The organism is Sorangiineae bacterium MSr11367 (assembly GCA_037157805.1).
GTDB lineage: Bacteria > Myxococcota_A > Polyangia > Polyangiales > Polyangiaceae > Pendulispora > Pendulispora rubella.
The window spans coordinates 10,903,071-10,922,276 of the sequence record CP089983.1 but is presented as its reverse complement, the minus strand read 5'-3'; the positions used below and the strand labels follow the sequence as shown (position 1 = coordinate 10,922,276).

20 protein-coding genes are annotated in these 19,206 nt (G+C 63.6%); 8 read left to right on the top strand and 12 right to left on the bottom strand.

Features of this window, described 5'->3' with window-relative positions:
• The first annotated feature begins 16 nt into the window (after window positions 1–16).
• The 3 genes from LVJ94_42335 to LVJ94_42325 all read left to right on the top strand — a co-directional run bounded on the left by LVJ94_42335 (window position 17) and on the right by LVJ94_42325 (window position 2,257).
• Window positions 17–316 (top strand): transposase, encoded by a 300-nt coding sequence (locus LVJ94_42335; protein WXB03531.1) that lies wholly within the window; start codon window positions 17–19, stop codon window positions 314–316.
• Window positions 313–1,194 (top strand): IS3 family transposase, encoded by an 882-nt coding sequence (locus tag LVJ94_42330; protein ID WXB03530.1) that lies wholly within the window; start codon window positions 313–315, stop codon window positions 1,192–1,194. Before LVJ94_42335 ends, LVJ94_42330 begins: the two co-directional genes overlap by 4 nt.
• Window positions 1,083–2,257 (top strand): IS3 family transposase gene (locus LVJ94_42325; GenBank protein ID WXB03529.1). Its coding sequence is split into 2 segments (ribosomal slippage): window positions 1,083–1,338 and window positions 1,338–2,257, totalling 1,176 coding nucleotides; the frame shifts between segments, so codons are not numbered across the junction. Before LVJ94_42330 ends, LVJ94_42325 begins: the two co-directional genes overlap by 112 nt.
• Before the next feature lie 712 nt (window positions 2,258–2,969).
• On the opposite strand, the gene LVJ94_42320 is transcribed toward LVJ94_42325, so the two are convergent.
• From LVJ94_42320 to LVJ94_42310, 3 genes are all read right to left on the bottom strand, one after another.
• Window positions 2,970–5,045, bottom strand: coding sequence for an ATP-binding protein (locus tag LVJ94_42320; protein ID WXB03528.1), 2,076 nt, complete (start codon window positions 5,043–5,045; stop codon window positions 2,970–2,972).
• Between the two features lie 69 nt (window positions 5,046–5,114).
• Complete coding sequence (locus LVJ94_42315) at window positions 5,115–5,501, bottom strand: hypothetical protein (GenBank protein WXB03527.1); 387 nt, start codon at window positions 5,499–5,501, stop codon at window positions 5,115–5,117.
• Window positions 5,498–8,686 carry a sigma 54-interacting transcriptional regulator gene (locus LVJ94_42310; protein ID WXB03526.1) on the bottom strand — a complete coding sequence of 1,063 codons (3,189 nt, stop codon included), beginning with the start codon at window positions 8,684–8,686 and terminating at the stop codon, window positions 5,498–5,500. Before LVJ94_42310 ends, LVJ94_42315 begins: the two co-directional genes overlap by 4 nt.
• A gap of 42 nt (window positions 8,687–8,728) precedes the next feature.
• Between LVJ94_42310 and LVJ94_42305 the strand changes: the two genes are divergently transcribed.
• Entirely contained in the window at window positions 8,729–9,061 is a 333-nt protein-coding gene (locus LVJ94_42305; protein ID WXB03525.1) for a hypothetical protein, read from the top strand.
• Between the two features lie 276 nt (window positions 9,062–9,337).
• On the opposite strand, the gene LVJ94_42300 is transcribed toward LVJ94_42305, so the two are convergent.
• The 3 genes from LVJ94_42300 to LVJ94_42290 are packed head-to-tail and all read right to left on the bottom strand — an operon-like array spanning window position 9,338 to window position 11,491.
• Window positions 9,338–10,234, bottom strand: coding sequence for a DUF2520 domain-containing protein (locus LVJ94_42300; GenBank protein ID WXB03524.1), 897 nt, complete (start codon window positions 10,232–10,234; stop codon window positions 9,338–9,340).
• A complete protein-coding gene (gene nadD, locus LVJ94_42295; GenBank protein ID WXB03523.1) occupies window positions 10,224–10,790 on the bottom strand; it encodes a nicotinate (nicotinamide) nucleotide adenylyltransferase in 567 nt (188 codons plus the stop codon). Before nadD ends, LVJ94_42300 begins: the two co-directional genes overlap by 11 nt.
• Window positions 10,787–11,491 carry a hypothetical protein gene (locus tag LVJ94_42290; protein ID WXB03522.1) on the bottom strand — a complete coding sequence of 235 codons (705 nt, stop codon included), beginning with the start codon at window positions 11,489–11,491 and terminating at the stop codon, window positions 10,787–10,789. Before LVJ94_42290 ends, nadD begins: the two co-directional genes overlap by 4 nt.
• A gap of 35 nt (window positions 11,492–11,526) precedes the next feature.
• Here LVJ94_42290 and LVJ94_42285 point away from each other — a divergent pair, with 35 nt between their 5' ends.
• Window positions 11,527–12,798, top strand: a complete 1,272-nt coding sequence (locus LVJ94_42285; GenBank protein WXB03521.1) for a 2Fe-2S iron-sulfur cluster-binding protein — start codon at window positions 11,527–11,529, stop codon at window positions 12,796–12,798.
• Between the two features lie 4 nt (window positions 12,799–12,802).
• Here the strand turns inward: LVJ94_42285 and LVJ94_42280 are convergent, their stop codons facing one another.
• Window positions 12,803–13,522: a heme exporter protein CcmB gene (locus tag LVJ94_42280; GenBank protein ID WXB03520.1), complete on the bottom strand. Its 720-nt coding sequence runs from the start codon at window positions 13,520–13,522 to the stop codon at window positions 12,803–12,805.
• A gap of 36 nt (window positions 13,523–13,558) precedes the next feature.
• Here LVJ94_42280 and LVJ94_42275 point away from each other — a divergent pair, with 36 nt between their 5' ends.
• Both LVJ94_42275 and LVJ94_42270 read left to right on the top strand, forming a co-directional pair.
• Window positions 13,559–14,620: a D-alanine--D-alanine ligase gene (locus LVJ94_42275; protein ID WXB03519.1), complete on the top strand. Its 1,062-nt coding sequence runs from the start codon at window positions 13,559–13,561 to the stop codon at window positions 14,618–14,620.
• Window positions 14,617–15,075: a GNAT family N-acetyltransferase gene (locus LVJ94_42270; protein ID WXB03518.1), complete on the top strand. Its 459-nt coding sequence runs from the start codon at window positions 14,617–14,619 to the stop codon at window positions 15,073–15,075. Before LVJ94_42275 ends, LVJ94_42270 begins: the two co-directional genes overlap by 4 nt.
• Here LVJ94_42270 and LVJ94_42265 read toward each other — a convergent pair.
• Entirely contained in the window at window positions 15,072–15,641 is a 570-nt protein-coding gene (locus LVJ94_42265; protein WXB03517.1) for a Uma2 family endonuclease, read from the bottom strand. The two genes, LVJ94_42270 and LVJ94_42265, sit on opposite strands and share 4 nt — an antisense overlap.
• Before the next feature lie 79 nt (window positions 15,642–15,720).
• Window positions 15,721–16,296 carry a Uma2 family endonuclease gene (locus LVJ94_42260; protein WXB03516.1) on the bottom strand — a complete coding sequence of 192 codons (576 nt, stop codon included), beginning with the start codon at window positions 16,294–16,296 and terminating at the stop codon, window positions 15,721–15,723.
• A 289-nt stretch (window positions 16,297–16,585) separates the two neighbouring features.
• Here LVJ94_42260 and LVJ94_42255 point away from each other — a divergent pair, with 289 nt between their 5' ends.
• Complete coding sequence (locus LVJ94_42255) at window positions 16,586–16,786, top strand: hypothetical protein (GenBank protein WXB03515.1); 201 nt, start codon at window positions 16,586–16,588, stop codon at window positions 16,784–16,786.
• 301 nt (window positions 16,787–17,087) lie between these two features.
• Here LVJ94_42255 and LVJ94_42250 read toward each other — a convergent pair whose 3' ends face one another.
• The 3 genes from LVJ94_42250 to LVJ94_42240 all read right to left on the bottom strand — a co-directional run bounded on the left by LVJ94_42250 (window position 17,088) and on the right by LVJ94_42240 (window position 19,086).
• Window positions 17,088–17,942: a hypothetical protein gene (locus LVJ94_42250; GenBank protein ID WXB03514.1), complete on the bottom strand. Its 855-nt coding sequence runs from the start codon at window positions 17,940–17,942 to the stop codon at window positions 17,088–17,090.
• A gap of 87 nt (window positions 17,943–18,029) precedes the next feature.
• Window positions 18,030–18,560, bottom strand: coding sequence for a DUF2505 domain-containing protein (locus LVJ94_42245; GenBank protein WXB03513.1), 531 nt, complete (start codon window positions 18,558–18,560; stop codon window positions 18,030–18,032).
• 40 nt (window positions 18,561–18,600) lie between these two features.
• On the bottom strand, window positions 18,601–19,086 hold the full coding sequence (locus LVJ94_42240; GenBank protein ID WXB03512.1) for a hypothetical protein: 486 nt from the start codon (window positions 19,084–19,086) through the stop codon (window positions 18,601–18,603).
• Window positions 19,087–19,206: the final 120 nt, after the last annotated feature.

Below are 19,206 nucleotides of genomic sequence, written 5' to 3'. Positions count from 1 at the left end.
ACGCGAGGAGTGTCCCATGGCGAAACGGAAACGACGGGTGTTTACGCCCGAGTTCAAGGCAGATGCAGTTCGGCTTTGCAAGAGCGGAGATCGAACCATCGCGCAGGTCGCGAACGACCTCGATCTAACGGAAACGGCGCTGCGAGCTTGGGTCAAGCGCGCCGACGCGCAAGCGCCGAAGAGTGCCACATCGAACGAGCTGACGACGCCGGAGCGTGAGGAACTCGCGGAGCTTCGCCGAAAGGTGAAACGCCTCGAGATGGAGCGCGAGATCTTAAAAAAAGCAGCAACATTCTTCGCGAAGGAGAACACGTGAAGTTCGCGTTCATCGACGTGGAGAAGACGTTCTGGCCCATTCAGGTTCTCTGCTTCGTACTCGGCGTCTCGCGAAGCGGCTACTACGCCTGGAAAGCACGGCCGAAGTCGAAAGCCAGGACGAGTGACGAGAAGCTCGCGACGCAGATTGAAGCGTCGCACAAGCGCAGTCGTGGCACCTACGGAAGCCCGCGTGTGCATCGGGAACTGCGGGCTCGGGGCATCCGCGTGGCTCGGAAACGCGTCGAACGCTTGATGCGCCAGCACGGGATTGCCGCGAAACGAAAACGACGCTTTCGTCGCACCACGGACTCGAAGCATGCGCACCCCGTTGCCGCGAATCTGCTCGAGCGACGGTTCGACGTCGATCTTCCGAATACGGCATGGGTGACCGACGTGACGTACGTCTGGACCCTTGAAGGCTGGCTTTACCTCGCCGCGATCCTTGATCTCTATTCGCGACGAGTCGTCGGCTGGGCGACCAGCGAAACCAACGACCGGGAGCTCGCGTTGCAGGCCCTTCGCAGCGCCGTGAACAGCCGAAAACCGCCAACGGGGCTGCTTCATCACTCGGACCGCGGCAGCCCGTACGCGAGCGCCGACTACCGTGCCGGACTCGAACGACATGGCTTCGTGGCGAGTATGAGCCGCAAGGGCGACTGCTGGGACAACGCCGTCGCCGAGAGCTTCTTCGCCACAATCAAGGGTGGAGGTCCCCCGTTTCAGTGGACAGTCCCGTTAACTCGAAGTAACGCGAGGAGTGTCCCATGGCGAAACGGAAACGACGGGTGTTTACGCCCGAGTTCAAGGCAGATGCAGTTCGGCTTTGCAAGAGCGGAGATCGAACCATCGCGCAGGTCGCGAACGACCTCGATCTAACGGAAACGGCGCTGCGAGCTTGGGTCAAGCGCGCCGACGCGCAAGCGCCGAAGAGTGCCACATCGAACGAGCTGACGACGCCGGAGCGTGAGGAACTCGCGGAGCTTCGCCGAAAGGTGAAACGCCTCGAGATGGAGCGCGAGATCTTAAAAAAAGCAGCAACATTCTTCGCGAAGGAGAACACGTGAAGTTCGCGTTCATCGACGTGGAGAAGACGTTCTGGCCCATTCAGGTTCTCTGCTTCGTACTCGGCGTCTCGCGAAGCGGCTACTACGCCTGGAAAGCACGGCCGAAGTCGAAAGCCAGGACGAGTGACGAGAAGCTCGCGACGCAGATTGAAGCGTCGCACAAGCGCAGTCGTGGCACCTACGGAAGCCCGCGTGTGCATCGGGAACTGCGGGCTCGGGGCATCTGCGTGGCTCGGAAACGCGTCGAACGCTTGATGCGCCAGCACGGGATTGCCGCGAAACGAAAACGACGCTTTCGTCGCACCACGGACTCGAAGCATGCGCACCCCGTTGCCGCGAATCTGCTCGAGCGACGGTTCGACGTCGATCTTCCGAATACGGCATGGGTGACCGACGTGACGTACGTCTGGACCCTTGAAGGCTGGCTTTACCTCGCCGCGATCCTTGATCTCTATTCGCGACGAGTCGTCGGCTGGGCGACCAGCGAAACCAACGACCGGGAGCTCGCGTTGCAGGCCCTTCGCAGCGCCGTGAACAGCCGAAAACCGCCAACGGGGCTGCTTCATCACTCGGACCGCGGCAGCCCGTACGCGAGCGCCGACTACCGTGCCGGACTCGAACGACATGGCTTCGTGGCGAGTATGAGCCGCAAGGGCGACTGCTGGGACAACGCCGTCGCCGAGAGCTTCTTCGCCACAATCAAGGGCGAGTTGATCGATCATGAAAACTACGTGACGAGGGCTTGCGCGATCGCGTCGATCGCCGACTACATCGACAATTTCTACAACCCCGTTAGACGGCATTCGTCGATTGGTTACGTTAGCCCAATTGAGTTTGAATTAATTTTGTTGCAATCAAACAAGCTGTCCGCATAGTGACGGTGTCCACTGCAGCGGGGGAGGATCAGTCTGCGGCAGAGGCGCCCGCGATGTCCTCTTTACCTGTTTGATGTAAATAAGTCACGGCGTGGACTGTAAGGCCGGATCAATCGATTGGCCACAGCGCCATCTTGCGCTGTGTGCTCACCGCGGCGACTAACCCCAGAGATGACCTGAGTTGACTACATACTCAGCATGGCGAACCAATTTCGGCAACAGCTCGCGGTTATCCGATACCTGGCGCGCCGTGTCCAGCGAAGAGCTTCGTGCGATCGCAGTGCATATTTTCTGACGAGATCCTTGCTCGGCGTTGCCGTGGTATTCGCTCGGAGCCTGCCGCAGAGCTTTCGTCGTCTACATGTGATGTTCATTCTCACACGAGGGGCGGCGCCGCGATCGTTGTCAAGGCAATATGGTCGCTCCCGGGACACCATTCGCCGTCGATGGTCGAGATAACTAATCAAGGATCGATGAGCGGGAACCGGTGAGAGGGCAGGAACCGCAGGTGCCGACAAGACGCATCCGACGTCCTTGGTCGGACGAGCGGCACGATGTTAGCATTGTTGACGGGTCTCGCGGCCGAGGGGCACAGAACGCGTTGAATCAGGCCTCTGATGTGCATGCACGAAGAAGCGTTCTTCAGATTTGAGGTGCGAGCCGTGATGCCAAACCAGAGTTGGTGCTTCACGTCTAAGGCGTGATGTAAACTCTAAGCCGTTGTTAGAGGATTCGTCGGCGTTGGTGTCGCCAACGGTGTACGTAGCGTGTCCGTGGCTGCTGGGAGGAGGATCGTGAACGTCGTACCCGCACCGGTTTGGGTTTGCACGTCGATGATGCCTCCCGCATTCTGAACAATGCTTTGGCTGATGGCGAGACCGAGGCCCGTCCCCTGCTCCTTCGTCGTGAAGAAGGGGACGAAGATGTGCTTGAGCACCTTCTGCGAAATGCCGGGGCCGGTGTCGCGCACCGAGACCTCGACCATCTCGACTTCGTTCGTCAGATTGCGCTCGCTCATGGCGGGACGCTCGCTGTCCTGTCGCGCGGGCCACGGACGCCGGCGCGTACGGCAAGCGGTGCTTACTGTGATGCGGCCGCGGCCGTCCATGGCCTGTGCACCGTTTTGGATGAAGTTGATGAGCACCTGCCGGAACTGCTCGGCGTCGATTTTTGCGTGGGGCAGGGGGTCGGTGAGCTCCAGGCGAAAGTCGAGGGACTCGGCTTTTTGACTCGTGAGAATCTGCATCGTGCGGCGTACGGCCGCGTTGATGTCGAGAGGGATCGGATTGCCCGCATGGGGCCGTGCGTAGTCGAGGAAGCTCGCGACGACGCGATTCAGACGATCCACCTCTTCCAGGATGATCCCCACGAATTCGCGGCTGTCGGATGCGGCAGTGGACGAAGCGCCGTCTTCGCTTTCCTCGAGAAGTTGGGCGGCGCCCTTGATGGCTCCGAGTGGATTCTTGACCTCGTGGGCCAAGCCGGCCGCCATGGCACCGAGTGCAGCGAGGCGGTCGCGCTCTTTCATGCGCGAGTAGATGCGGCTGTTCGCGATGGCGACACCAATCTGGGACGCCACGGTTTCGAGCAATGCGATCTCCTCCGGCGTGAAGGCGTCGCGCATGCGCTCATCCGCGATGCAGATGACACCGACGATTTCGCCCTCGTCGCCTTTCACGGCCAGGAGCACGGAGTTCTTGTGAGGGCCGAGAGTCGCCGACGCTACGGTGAGCAAAGGCGAATCCTTCTGCTCGCGAGCGATCTCCTCCAACGAGAGTGAGCCTGTCGCTTGAAGGCGGTCGAGTAATGGTCGTACGGAGAGCGTCTCGAGCCGCATTACCGGTTCGTCGCCGACGCTGCCTGTCATGTCGAATCCGTTGCCGTCCTGATCGCGCAGATAGATCGCGCACGACGTGACTCGGTGTGAGCTCTCTAGGCCCGCGAGCACCGTTTCTGCCATTTCGTCGATCTCGAGGACGTGCGAAAGGCGGCGTTTTAGCTCGTCGATGCTCGTCTCGAGGTCGTAGCGCTCGCGGAAGAAGAACTGGTGCATCCGCGTCTCGACCTCGTTCTGCAGCGGCTCGAAGAGGACTAAGAAGACGATGGCTGCGAGAACGGCGTTCAAATACATCGTGTTGAAGCGGCCGATGTACGTGACGAAGACATAGAAGATGCCGGCCAGCGCGAAGGCGAGCGCCGTCGCGACCAACAACCGTCCCGCCATTTCGTAGAGATCTGCCAGGCGTGGGCGCGCGAGCGACTCTGCGAGAACGAAGAGAAAGACGATGGACAGCACCGCGCCAATCGGCGGCAGATATACGCCCAAGAATGACAAAAAGTCGGCAAGCGTAAACGTCGTTGCTGCGGCACCAACCGCGACGAGAAAGTTCACGCGGTCGCGCACCGCCCGTGATGGGCTCTTTCGCCCGCGCAGCGCCAAAGACACCAATGCCGCCGCAATGAGACCGAACACGTAAAAGTACGTGAGCCCCAATGCAAAAGGCGTCTCGTGGTATGGCGATAACTCGAGGACGAGAATCGGTATACCGACTGCCGTCGCGAACTTCGTCAGCGTCGACGGTCGCTCGGCATCGCTGTCGAGTGGGACGATCGACTGAAACAGGTGCACCGCGAACTGCGGCAAGAGCACCGTGAGCACAGCCGTCGCTCGTGCCCAGATCGTCGCCTGAAACAGCCCGAACAGCGACTGGCTGCCCCACCAGAGGGCGACTTCTAGAGAGAACGCCGCAAAGAGCCAATGGACGCCGCGGCGCCCGCGAAGCAGCATTGAAAGCGCAATCGCGAGCGCCAGGACTGCGCAGAAAAGCGTGGTCCGGGGGCGGAGGTCCTCCACGCCTTACGGCTTGGTGAATGCAGGAATCGGGACGCCCGTGCCATTCTCGGTATCGCCCGAGGCCGCCGTTTGAGGCGTTATGGCCTGCGCTGCAGGAATCGGATATGGACCACCGCCACCAGCAGGGACCGCCTTTGGTGCCGGCGGGATGGGGTAAGGGCGCGTCTGCGTGTCAACGAGTTGCGCGGGCGCGGCGGGGATCGGATAAGGCGACGTGTTGACATTCGACGCGTTATCGACAGCGGGGGCATGCTCCTCACCCTTGCCATCGTCAGAATCTGCGTCGGCGGCACACCCGATGACGAGCAGGGAAGAGGCGAGCGCCAACCCAGCTACGAGCACGCTTCCCCAAAATGAACGCTGATTGTCGATGTTGGACCGTTTCATCACGACCCCTCCGATACCGCAAGAAGACCGTATTGTTTGACCAGCTGAGAGAGGCGCGGTCGTTTCATCCCCAGGACCGCTGCCGCCCGCGTGATGTTGCCCCTGGTTTCCGTCAAGGCGCGAGCTATGCAATCTCGTTCTATCTGGCGCTTAAGATCCGGCAAAGAAAGGGAACCTTGCTTGATGCAAGCGTACGCCACCTTAGTAGCGCCCGTTTCCTCGGTCGGCAGATTATCAGCCGATTCTAGGTCTGCCAATGTTTCCTCACCGCCGCAGTCGGATTCTTCTTCTTCCGCGTCGTGTTGCACCGGTTCGGAGTCACCGTCGGCGAGCAATACACCCGAATCGTCCTTGAGCGTCGGGTTCGATGCTCGCAGAGCAGGAGTCGATTCTGCCGTCGAGGCTGCGATTCGCAAATCTTCAACATTCTCGAGCAGATCGTCGAGCTCGATCCTTTCTCCTTCGGCAAACAGCGATGCAGCTCGCAGTGCATTTTCGAGCTCGCGCACATTTCCAGGCCAACGATGTCTCAGCAACAGCTGGGTTGCTGCCGCCGACAAAACCTTCGGTTCCTCGCCGCGTTCCGTCCCGATTCGTTCGAGCAGTGCTTCGCTGATCGAAGGGACGTCACCGAGTCGAGCCCGCAAGGGCGGAACCTCCAGGGTAATGCCACGAAGACGGTAGTAAAGGTCTTCTCGGAACTCACCACGCTCGACCATTGCGCGCAGGTCGCGATGCGTAGCGCAGATGATCCGGACATTCGCTCGAATCGGGGTCGTTCCACCAACGCGCTCGAATGTTCGCTCTTGAAGGACGCGAAGGAGTGCGACCTGCGTCCGGGGTGATATGTCACCAATCTCGTCGAGGAACAGCGTGCCGCCCTCCGCGAGTTCGAACCGTCCCCGGCGTCGTGCGACGGCGCCAGTGAATGCACCTTTCTCATGGCCGAACAATTCTGAAAGAAGGAGTGTCTCGACGAGGGCCGCGCAGTTGACGGTAACGAGCGGCCCACTCTCGCGGAGGCTCGCACGGTGAAGGGCTTCGGCCACGAGTTCCTTACCCGTACCGCTCTCTCCGCGAATGAGTACCGTGCTCTCCGAGCGAGCGACTTTCTTGATAGCTCCGAGCAGCGCGAGCATCGCGGGATCCTCGCCAATGAGGTGCCTTTGCGGGCGCACCAAGTTTGACAGACGCCCGCGCACCGAATCCTGCGGCGTTAGCGGAGTGCGCTCACTCTCTCCCGGGACTCCCATTGCACGCGACCGGCCGAATCGTACTGTCGGAGGAAGCTCGTCGTAGCTACCGTGCATTGTTGAAGAGCCGCGCATGCTCTGTTCCAGCCTGCAGATCTCTTCCTGCATCGAAGCAAGTTGGGCGACGTCTCGTCGTTGCAAAAAGGCGGATCGCACTTCCCCTTCGAGCCCGTGCGCTACCTGATCTCGGACGGAGATGGCTTGCTCCAAGTGCGTGCGAGCCAGGCCGAAGACTTTTTCGGATCGATAGTGCTCGGCCAACAGCACATGAATCTCTCGCAACGTTTCCTCTTCACCAACGCTGCGTGCGATCGCAAGAATGTCGAGCGCGAATTGCAAATCGAAGTGCCCCTCGGCTCGCGCCAGACGAATGCGAAGAACGCCAGCTTCTGCCCGCACGTCGTCACGAACCGCGAGGGACTCTGCTTTTTCCAGCGAATCTCTGGCCGAAGAGAGATCCCCGTCCTCCAGCGCGATACGCACCGCGATTCGGTGTGCCCATGCCAAGGTGAGATCGCGGCTTCCTGCGCGCTCACCTTCCGCTAGCGCCCTTTGAATCTCGCGCCTCGCTTCAGCGGTATTTCCACGCTCCATGGCCAACAGTGCGGCCATGATGCTGAATCGAGCGGTCACCTCTGGTGAGGCTCCATTTGCAATGGTTCGTCGACCAAAGACGATCGCGTGCTCGGCGTGTTCGAAAAGACCTAGCTTGTATCGAAGGTCGGCGAGGTTCAGGAGCACTTGGACCGTGCGGAGGCGGTCGCCAACCCGTTGACCGTACTTTAGACCGGTCTCCGAGAACTTGAGAGCGGCGCCGTAGTCGTGCTTCCACATCGCGACGACGGCGAGGTTGAAGTACGCGAATGCCGTCATGCGGACCTCGCCGAGTCGATCCGCTTCGTCGCGGACCCCCTCCATCACGACTTGCGCCTCGTCGTACATCCCTTTGGACATGAGGGCGATGCCGCGATTGATTCGCGCGCGAAGTTCGGATGCCGCATCGTTGATGCTGGTGGCACTGCAGGCGTCTTCCGCAAAGTGCCGGTCCGCTTCCTCCCATTTGGCCTGGGCCAAGAGGACTTTTCCAAGGGTATTCCGGGCCTGAAGCCTTAGGGCAAGCGATGGTGCTTGCGTTGCCACGACACTGGCATCGCGAGCTGCGGCTTCAAGATCTCCGCCAAAGTAGGCAACATCGGCCGACTCGACCATAATCGCGAACAGCTCGGCGCCGGCCCGGGTAGCGAGCGTGGTTGCACGAGTAAATGCCACTTTCGCTGTTACCAAATCACCGGTCGCGGCCGCCGCGCGGCCAAATAGCAGCGCGACGCTCCAATTTTCAGGGGCACTTACGGCCGCGTTCTTTGCCCAACGGAGAGCTTCTTCGACCTCGCCTACCAGCAACGCACGCTCGGCAGCGCCTACTCGCAAGGCGAGTTGTCGCTCACCTTTGGTGAGCGAATCGACAGCCTTCATCCATCGCGCGATCACATCGCGTCGTGCCAGTGCATCCGGCAACCGCGCCAATGCTTCTGAATGCGCCTTGTCAGCTCCGTCGACATCATTCGCAACCAGCAGCAACTCCGCCGCCCGCGCCTGTGCCCACGGATCCGTCGGCCACTGCTGCGTCAGTGCGCCCGCGACCTTCTTGCACGTCGTTTCATCCGCGCCGGCCTCGGCCTCTTTGGCCAACTCCTCGCCCGACGGCGCAATGGACACCCACCCATGCTCGGCATCGACGATGCCCATGGACACGAGCGTCTTCAACACCGCCCGCTCGCCACCCAGCGCCCCAATGTCTCCCTTCGGCCACGCGCGCTTGATCAACGCCAGCGCCGAGAACAACTCCCGCACTTCCTCCGGAAGCGCAGTGTGCGTGCCCTTGCGCTCGCGCGGGGCGGAGCGCATCGCTTGCCAGGCGTCTTCCAAGGAGGCCATGTCGTTCGAATCGAACAACCGCTCCGCGTCGTCGAGGAGCGCGTGGAACCAGCGCTCCTTCTCGTCCTCGCGCAGCGATGGCGAAATATCGAACGGCTCGGCGCACAGATCCGTCGCGAGGTCGCCCTCGTTGGTCCCGAAGATCAACAGCGGCGGGGTGATGCCCGTGTGCTCGGCGCCCGAGCCCATTCGCTGCGTCGCCAATTCCGTCGCGACCAATCGATCCCACGTGCCCGCACGCGGCAGCGGCGCAATGACGGCGAACGGATGCCCAAGGCCGGCGGACAGGATCTTCTGCGCGCAGCGGTGCGCATTTCCATCCAGGTCCGAGATGCCCAGTTGGGCGCTGACTTGGTGCCAGAGTGGCGTGCTTAGTCGGCTGCGGGCGCGGATCGTCCGGATGCCCAGCGACGTTAAGCGGCGGGCGGCGTGGGCGGTGACGGCGCGGGCTACCTCCTCGGAGCCCGCGCGTATCAACAAAACACCGGACTTGCGCTCGGCAAGCTGGGTGTCGAACTCCGCGAAGCCGGCGGCTCGGTCAGTGGCGCTAGGCAGAACGAGGTGTGGTGCCCGCAGCAAGATAGAAAGAGATTACCGTCGGCGCTTTGTTCCGCAAGCCTCAGAAATGACAAATTGATAACGGGGACACTTTTATTCCCCGGGTGTTTCCGCTGCCGGAGAGGTGAACACCGATGCAGTGGACGGGGTGGGTGCCACATTCGCTGCGTCACGAAGGACCTTTTCGATGGCGTCAAACGAGGCGTCTGCCGCCTCCCCAAGGGCGCGGGCCAATGGCAATTGGGCTAGGCCCGCGGCCACGAAGAGCGGCACGGCGTCGGGCAGGCGCGCGCGAAGGACCTCCAAATGCCGGGAAACACTTTGAGATTCTCCGCGGCGGACGGGGCCAGTGAGGGCGTCGGGAAAACCCAATTGCATGATGTTGTCTGCGACGCTGTGCAGCAAAGGGCCCAGCATTTGGGGCGCGACTTCGGGGGGAACTCCGGCGGTGGCCAGCACGCGGACACCCACGGCTGCCAGTGCAGCGGCACCGTTGGCGACCAGGCCCGCGGCGGCGTGGTAACCAACGGGGTCGAGGTCGGGGAATGTGCGTGCGACCATGCCGAGCACCTTAATAAGGCGGCGGGCGGGGGCGATGGCGCCGGGATCTCCTCGTAGATGCACGTGCCCTCCGACCAACGCCGGGAAGCGATGCAACGAGGCGAAGGAGATCATGGGATGCATCTGCGCGATGCCGGCGGAGACGGCGCGCAGGGGCTCGAGCACCTCGGCGCGTTGGGCGCCTGCAACATGCACGCATCCGGTGGTGCGCGAGACGATGCCGGCTTCCGCGAAGCGCGATGCGGTGGGCGTCAAATCGCGATCGCGGACCGTGAGCACGAGAAGGTCGGCGTCGATGCGGCGCGTGGGGAGGCCCGCACGCGCGGCGCGAAGGGTGACACGCACGCCGGCGCGGCGGAGGGCATTCGCGAGGGCGACGCCGACTTTGCCTGCACCGAAGATGTAAACGGAGAGTCTTTTAGCAGCCATGTTCGTAGAGCCCGTGCTCGCGGATGTACTCGAGCACCGTGCGCGGGACGATGGGATCGAGCTCGGTCCACCGGCCTTGCGCGACCTTCGCGCGGATGTCCGTGCTCGAGATGGCCGGCAAAATAGGGGTGGGCGCGGCCGCCGATTCGAAGCCGGCGCGGCCGAGCACGATGGGCGGGGCGAGCTTGGCGATGCGATCGAAGGCGTACCACTTGGGCGTCTCCGCGAGCACGTCGGCGCCCATGACCAGGCGAAGGTTCCACGAGGGGTGTTCGCTCTGCAAATGCTCCAAGGTGCGCAGGGTGCGGCTTTCGCCGCCGAGGGTCTCTTCGACGCGCGAGATCTCGACGCGTGCGATGCCGGCCATGGCCAACTCGATCATGCGGACGCGGTCTTCGTAGGGCGCGAGCTGCTTGGCGAAGGGATGCGCGAACGTCGGGATGACCAACACGCGATCGACGGGGTGGGTGCTCAGCACGACCAGCGCGGTCATGACGTGGGCGAGGTGCGGCGGGTTGAAGCTCCCGCCGAAGACGGCGACGAGCTCGGAGCTCACTCGGGCCTCCCGGAGACGCCGCCGGGTGGGGCTCCGCCATGGGTCCCAGGCCCCGCTTGCGGGGCTGTTCCTGCTCGCGGGCGTGAGGCGCGTGGAAGAGCAAGTCGTTCGTGGAGCACGGCTTCGCCATCCATGTTGTACACGGCGACGGAGATTTCGTCCCCCGTGTCGTCGAGGACGCAGATGCCTCCGCGGGGACCGAGCACACCCGGGGTGATGAAGAAACGACCACCGATTTTGCGCACGAGGGGGACGTCGCTCTTGCCGTAGATGAGGAGGCTTGCGGCGAAGATGTCCTCTTCGTCGAGCAGCTCCTTGTCGTGGATCAAGATGGCGATGCGGTCGCCCACCATCTCCATGGTGCGCAAAATGCGGTGTGGGAGGCTCTCGAGCGAGCGCAGTCGCAGGCGCATGCGCTCGCCTTTGACGAAGGCGTCGATGTCTTCCGGGCTGCCGCTTGCGGCGAGCTGGGCGGCGCGGCGCCATGCGGCGTCGTCCGTGGGATCGTCACCCACGAGTCGGCGCGCCCAGGCTTCCACCATGTGCTCGAGGGCGTCGTCCGCCCCGAGGTAGATGACGCGGCCGACGCGGTGCTTGCCGAGCAAGAAACCCGACGCTGTCTCCAGGGCCGTGGTGGTCTCGTTCCCGGAGGCGCCCGCGGAGGAAGAAGAAAGAATGGGACCAAGGAATCCAAGGCGCATCGAAGGGATGTCGAGTGTACACTCAACTTCGTCCTATGGCCGGTCGCCTTGCACCACTTTCATCGCCCATTCATCTCACATTCGACGGAACGGAAATTCCGGCTTCCCCAGGGGAGCCGTTGGCCGTTTCTTTGGTCGGAGCAGGGCATTTGGCGCTCGCGCGCAGCCCGAAGTTCCACAGACCGCGCGGTCCGTCATGCCTGCGTGCCGCCTGCGATGGCTGCCTTGCACGGGTAGACGGCGTGCCCAACGTGATGACCTGCATGATTGCGGCGCGCGACAAGATGGAGATCAAGTCGCAAAACACGCTGGGCTCGCGCAACGTCGATCTGCTGCAAATGACCGACTGGTTCTTTCCGCAAGGGATGAACCACCACGAGCTGTTCGCCGGCGTGTTCGGGCTCGACAAAGTGATGATGGCGTTCGCCCGCCGCGTGGCCGGTCTGGGCAAGCTGCCCACGGACGTGGCTCCCCCGCGCCCAGCGCAGCGTCGCGAGGCGGATGTGGTGGTGGTGGGCTCGGGGCCATCGGGCATGCTGGTGGCGCTGGAACTCGCAGCGCGCGGGCGCAAGGTGGAGGTCGTCGACGACGCGGTGACGTTCGGTGGGTCGGCGCTGGCGTTGGGCCTGGCGGGCGAAGGATGGCGTGCGCTCCGCGAGCGCTTCGAGGCGGCCGTGCGCGATCACAAGGTGCGTTTGCGTCTGTCGACCACAGCGGGCGGCATCTTCAAAGACGATGTGCTGGTGGTCGGTCCCGAGGGCGGTGAGGTCATCGACGCACGCGCGGTGGTGCTTGCGACGGGCGCGCACGATGGAGTGCTCGCCTTCGAGGGGAACGATCTGCCCGGCGTGATGAGCGCGCGGGCGGCGTTGGGCTTCCTCGCGCATGGTGTGACGGTGGGCTACCGCATCGCCGTGGTGGTGACGGAGGGCGGCGGGCCCTTCGGCGAGGTGTACGCCGAAGCGCTCCGCAAGATGGCCCCGGACGAGGTGAGCGTCACCGTGGTGAAGGGCGAGCCCATCTCCGCGAGCGGTGGCTCCATCGTGAAAGAGGTCGCCGTTCGCAAAGGCAAATCGACGAAGTCCCTGCGCGCCGACGCGTTGGTCCTGGACGCACCACGCGCCCCGGCGTACGAGCTTTTGTCGCAAGCGGGGGCCGATCTGGAACACCGCAACTACGGCTTCGTGCCCAAGGCGGGCGGCGGCCAAATCCGCGATCGCTTCTGGGTCGTGGGCGAAGCTGCGGGCACCGCCTTGGACGAGAGTACCTTGCGCGAAGAAGCCGCGCGGGTGGCGGCGGCGATCTAAATCGTCACTCGTCGATCAAGGCGCCGAACAAGGTGAGCCCGCCGAGGAGGGCGAGCACGTCGAATGCGCCGAGGAGGATGAGGTAGTCGGTGATCTCGCTGAGCGGGAGGCCCGTGAGGATGTCGCGGGTCGCGGCGACGCCGGAGACCAGGGTGGGCGAAAGAAGGGGGAAGAGGACGGTGGCGAGGACCAGGTCGCGGGCACGGGTGCGCACCGTCATGGCGCCGAAAAGTGTGCCCGTGGCGGCGACGCCGAGGGTGCCAAGGGCCAGCACGACCGAGAGCGGCCCGATCACATCGGGCAGGTCGATGTGAAAAAGAAGCGCGACCACGGGGACGACGATGACCTCCACCGCGAGCACGAAGGCAAAGACGCCGATGGCCTTGCCGAGAAAGAGGGACGCGCGCGCGATGGGGGTGACCAGAAGGCCGATGAGGGCCCCGTCTTCGCGCTCGCGCTGCCAGGTGCGGCCCAGCGCGAGCACGCTGGAGAACGCGACCGAAAGCCACACCGCGCCCGGGGCGATGCGCCGGGTCGTTTCCGCGCCCGACTGAAACGCCACGCTGGTCATGATGGCGACCAGTGTGGCGAAGAATCCAGCCGTGGTGACGATCTCGCGCGTACGCAGTTCGATGCGCAGATCCTTGGCGGCGACGAGCCACGCGGCCTGCACGGGCGACGGCAAAAGCGAAGGAGTGTCTCGGATCTGGTCTTGACCCTTCATGAAAAGATAGGGTGAGATTGCCCTACCAACGTGACCGTGGGAAGTCCGTCTCGCAAGGTCGTGCGCGTCGCCGTGGTGCACAACACGGACTACGAGGAGGCGTCCCCCGACGGGGACCCAGGTTATGCCGCCCGCGCCGATGTGCAGGTGGTGGCACGCATCGTGGCCGACCAGCTCGCCGACGCGCGCCACGAGTCGCATCTCGTGGCGGTCGACGGCGATTTGGTGACGCTGCGCGAGCGGCTCCTGCAGATTGAGCCCGATTGCGTGTTCAATCTGTGCGAATCGCTGGCCGGCGATGCGCGGCTGGAGAGCGCGGTGCCCCTGGTGGTGGAGACCTTGGGGATCCCGTGCACGGGCTCGCCGCCCGAGGCGTTGAGCCGTGCACTCTACAAGGATCGCGTGAAGGCGAGCCTGCAGCGCGCCGGGGTGCCGACGCCGCCGGGCTGCGTGCTGACGCGTGCGGACGAGCCTTGCGATCTGCCGTTTCCGGCGATCGTGAAGCCGGTTCACGAGGACGGCTCGGTGGGCATCACGCAGCGGAGCGTGGTGCGCGACGAGACGGGACTGCGCGCCACCGTGGGGGAGACGCTGGAGCGGCATCGGCAGCCGGTGCTGGTGGAGCAGTACATCGCGGGGCGTGAGTTGAACGTGGCGATGCTCGGCTTCCCCGCGGCGCGGGTGCTTCCGCTGTGCGAGATCGACTTTTCGGCGCTGCCGGAGGGGGCGGAGCGCATCGTTTCGTACGACGCGAAGTGGAAGACGGGGTCGCCCGAGGACCGAGGGACGCAGCCGGTGCACAATCCGGAACTGCCCGCGGGCGTGGCGGCACGGGTGCGGCGTGTGGCCGTGGATGCGTTCCGCGCATTGGGGCTGCGCGACTATGGGCGCGTGGACATTCGGCTCGCGCCGAGCGGTGTGCCGTACGTGGTCGACGTGAATCCCAATTGCGATTTGTCGCCCAACGCGGGAATGGCGCGCGCGGCGGCGGCCGTGGGGATCGACTACCCGGCGTTGCTGAAGCTGGTGGTGCGCTACGCCGTGCGGCGCCGCAGTGCCACCAAGGCGGCGCCTCTTTCGCTGTCGCGCAAGGGATGATGAAGCCTCTCGCGCCCGAGCATCGTGCGCCCTTGATCGAGCTGATTCGCGCGACGCCGGAGTTCTCGCGCGAGGAGGCCGACGTGGCCATCGAGCTGCTCGACGCTTGCCTCGCCGGTGATCGCGATTACGTCGTCTGGGTTGACATCGAAGACGGGGTACGCGGGTACATTTGCTACGGGCCGACACCGATGACCGAGGGGACGTACGATCTGTACTGGATCGCCGTCGCCCCCTCGTTCCAAGGCCGCGGCGTCGGCCGCACCTTGGTCACGCACATGGAGTCGGAGCTCTCGCGCTCGGGCGCGCGCTTGGTGCGCGTGGAAACGGAGGGCGGGGAGGCCTATGCGGCGACCCGTGCCTTCTACGAGGCCACCGGCTACACGTGCGCCGCCACGCTCCGCGATTTCTACGCCGCGGGCCGCGACCTGGTGATCTACACGCGGTACCTTTAGGCCGTGGGGTCCAGGTAGACTTCCGCGAGCGGCAGCCTGCATTGCACCGACGCGAGCTCGGCTTCTCCTTCGACGCATTCGAAGTGTTTCCAGGTGCTGCCCAAGCGTCGCACCACCTCGATGCGACGCGTGTCGTGCGCGACGAAGACGATCTCCTGGAGTGACTCGATTCGTTTGTAATTTTCGAGCTTCCTGCCACGGTCATGTTTCTCCGTCCGTGGACTCAGTACCTCGACGACCACCGTCGGATTCGTAGCCGTGCGTCTCGAAGCATCGCGCGCGTCTACTTCGACTCGTCCGCAGATGATCGTTACGTCGGGGTACGTTGCCACATCGGTGACGGGCACACTGACGCGCAAGTCGGATGTGTATACGGTGCAAGCTCGGCCACGAAGTTGAGCTGACAAGATGAACACGATGTTCGCGCTGACCCTCGCGTGCTCGATGGTGCCTCCCGCCATCGCCCAAATGGTTCCGTCGAAGAACTCGTGCTTAACGTCGGGGCTCCTTTCCTCGACGTCGAGATAGTCCGCGAACGAGTAGTCATTCGGAGCTACAGCAGCCATAGGCAACGTATATCACATACAGCTGATCAGCTCGCCTTCTGCGGCTCGAGCCGCGACCTCGTGATCGGCACGCGCTACCTCAGGCCGTAGCCAGAGGATCTCGGTAGACTCTCGCAAGCGGCAGCTTGCATTGGATGGACGAGAGCTCCGCTTCGCCTTCGGTGTATTCGAAGTGCTTCCAGGAGTCGTCCATGCGCCGCACGACCTCGATGCAACGCGTGTCGTGCGCGACGAAGACGACTTCTTGCAGCGACTCGATTTGCTCGTATTGGGCGAGCTTGTCGGTCCGATCGTACTCTTCGGTCGTAGGGCTGAGGATCTCGACCAGGAGTGTCGGATTGGTTGCCGTGTGCTTCTTTGGGTCTTCGGGGTCGAGCTCGATCTTGCCGCAGATGACGCTGACGTCTGGATAGGTACCCAGCCCCGTTGCCGGGACACGAATACGCAAATCCGAGCTGTAGACCCCGCACGGCTTATCCCCCAGCTGCGCGATGAGGAGCGCTCCGACGCTCATGGCCATCGCCGCATGATCCGGCGACCCACCCGCCATCGCGTAGATCGTTCCGTCGAAGAACTCGTGTTTGACGTTCGGGCTCATCTCCTCCACGAGGAGATAGTCCTCGAACTTGTACCTTCGCGGAGCGGTGGCACCCATGCTCCAGAAGATATCACCGTATATCCTGCTTGACCTGTTCAGTTCGCCTTCTGCGCCTTTCCGCGGATCTTCGCGTGGTGCGGCGGCTCGCCCTTGGCGGCGAGAGCCGTCAGTCTCCCTCCCCCTCCGGGGGAGGGCAGGGGAGGGGGAGGGTAGTGCGCCAAAGCACTTCCAGAACGCCTTCCAAGCGATGCATCACATCACGATTCGTGAAGCGGAGAATCCGCAGCCCTTGGTCTCGCAGCCACGCATCCCGTTCGAGATCGTGCTGCCGCCGCTCGTGTGAACCATGGCTATCACCGTCCAACTCGACGACGAGTCGAGCCGCGTGGCAGTAGAAGTCGACCACGTAAGGTCCAATGGGGTGCTGCCGGCGCCACTTCGCACCGAGACGTTTGGCGCGCAGGTAACGGAAGAGGATGCGTTCCGGCATTGTCCCATGACGGCGGAGCTCGCGGGCGAGGGTCATAGAGAGGACTTCGGCCGCTGAGCGCGGGGCGTTGTCTCCCCCCCACCCCAACCCTCCTCCTCCGGGGGAGGGAGCCGGGACGTCGGTTTGCTCGATCGTCAATCCGTCTTCTGCGCCTTCTGGCGGATCTTCGCTTGGGAGCGGCGGCTCGCCCTTGGCGGCGAGAGCCGTCAGTCTCCCTCCCCCTCCGGGGGAGGGCAGGGGAGGGGGAGCTCGCGGGCGAGGGTCATAGAGAGGACTTCGGCCGCTGAGCGCGGGGCGTTGTCTCACCCCAACCCTCCCCCTCCGGGGGAGGGGGCCGGGACGTCGGGGCGCTCGAAAGTCAGTCCGCCTTCTGCGCTTTTTCGCGGATCTTCGCGGCGAGGGTGGTGCGCTGCTCGGGGGTGAGCAATGGCACCGCGATCTCGGCGAGGTGAATTGCACGGGCCATGGGGTCGTGGAACTCCGTCGTCGGAGGGGCCACGGCGTCCATCTTGAAGCTGTCGCCCTTGAAGGCTTCGAACAGTGCGCTCACCTTCGTGTGGTCGTGGTGCGGCGGGTCGCCCTTCGCACTGCGTTCGGCGCGGAGGGCGTCGCCGATTTTCGCTTTCTGATCGTCGCTGAGTTTCAGCTCGTCGGCGAGCTTGTCGAATCGCTCTTTGCCGTCGCCCCCGTGATGCTTGCCCCAGTGGCCGCGACCGTGACCGCCGTCGCCTTTGTTCGCTTGGATCGCATCCACCAGCGCCACGCGTTGGGCGGGGTCGAGAAGGTCGTGCAGCTTCTCGATGGCCGCGCGGTCGGCGTCGCGTGCGGTCTTCCACGTCGCTGCAAGCGCTTGCTCCTTGGGCGCGAGCGCCGTGCGATCGATCTTGCCCTTCTCCACTTGCGCGGCGACGGCATTCATCAGATCCGCGCGACCGGCCTTGCCTTGCTCTTTCGCGGTCGTGTGGCGCGCATCGGCTTCCGCAAACAGCTTTTGAATCTCGGTGCGCTGCGCATCGCGCAAGGACACCTTTCCGAGCGCGTCGGCCAGCATCCTCACGGGGCCGTGCTCACTCGTCGTGGTGATGGCTTGCGTCGATGCGGCCGTTTCGGCCGGCTTGTCGACGACGGAGCCGCTGCAACCCACGGCCCCGAACGAGGCCAGCACGGTGGATGCCGAAAGCGTGAGCCCAAAAACGAAAAAGCGGCGAATCATGTTCGAATCTCCTTCGCCAAGTCTGACGTGCGAAGGGACGCGAATGCTCGCCGCTTTACAGTGCTTTACCCGCCGGTAAGATCCCGGCTACTTCGACCAGAGGCCCTTTTCCTTCAGGTACGTCTCGGTGAAGGTCGAGGCCGTGGCGTACGACGCCTGCATATCGGCAAGGAAGCGCTCCTCGGCGATTTTGCCGACCATCATCACCTTCACCTCGATGTGCACCTTGGCGACGCGCACGATGTGCTTTTCCCCGAGCTTTTCCGTGAAAAGCGCGCCGCGGCACGCGATTTTGTCGGCCAACGTGTTCGGCTGGTTGCTGAAGGTGTACTTGCGCGTCGCCCCGTCGTAACTGCCCGTTTCCTCGTAGGCAAAGCGGTCGCCCATGAGCTTCTTGATGGGCCCGGGCAGGCCCGCAAGGTTTGGCTGCGCGTGGAACGTGTGGGCCACCTTGCGGGAAGCGCCTGTGCCTTCGTCCTTGAAGGAAAGGCGCTTCCACTCCGAGAACTTCAGCTCGTTGAAAAAGAGCCTACGGTTGAACTCTTCGGCAAAGAACGCGTCCCAGAAGGTGTCTTCGTCGCAGAAGAACTCGTTTCGAACGTTGAATTCCTGGGCCATGTCGTTCTCGACCTCGTTCGTTCAAGGATTAAGCGAAGGCTTACTTCTTCTTCTTGGCGGCCGCCTTCTTGGCGGCGGGGCTCTTGGCCGCGGCTTTCTTCGGGGCGGCTTTCTTCGGAGCGGCGGCGGGCTTCTTGGCCGCGGCGGCCTTCTTCTCGGCCGTGGTCGCCTTCGTCTTCGGCTGCGTGCGCTTCTTGGTCGAGCGGAAGAGATCGTAAAGGCGCGGAACCGGGTAGGCCGACAGGCGGGTCTTGTAGCCCTCGTCCTTGGTGCGCTTCTCCAGCTCGAGGATCGCGTCGATCAGCTTGGCGCGCGAGCCGAACTGCTCCTTCACCGCCGAAAACGTCGCGTGGAGGCGCAGAAGCTTGGCGTTCGACACGTGGTCGAGGCCCTTGTCCTTGTTGGTGCGCGAGACCCAGAGGTCGTCGGTGGTGAATTCCTTCACCGCGGCCACGAGCTTCTCTTTGTCACCGAACTTCGCCTTGACGGTAGCGAGGGGGCCAGTCTTGCGTGCGGGTGCGTTCATGAGTGATTCTCCTTCGGAAGGGTGCGTAAGATGACTTACGCGGTCATTGAGGATTCCGGGCTGCCCCGGAGCGCGCATCCTTAGCGGTTTTCCCGGGGGCTCGCAAGTGGCGGTCGTGCT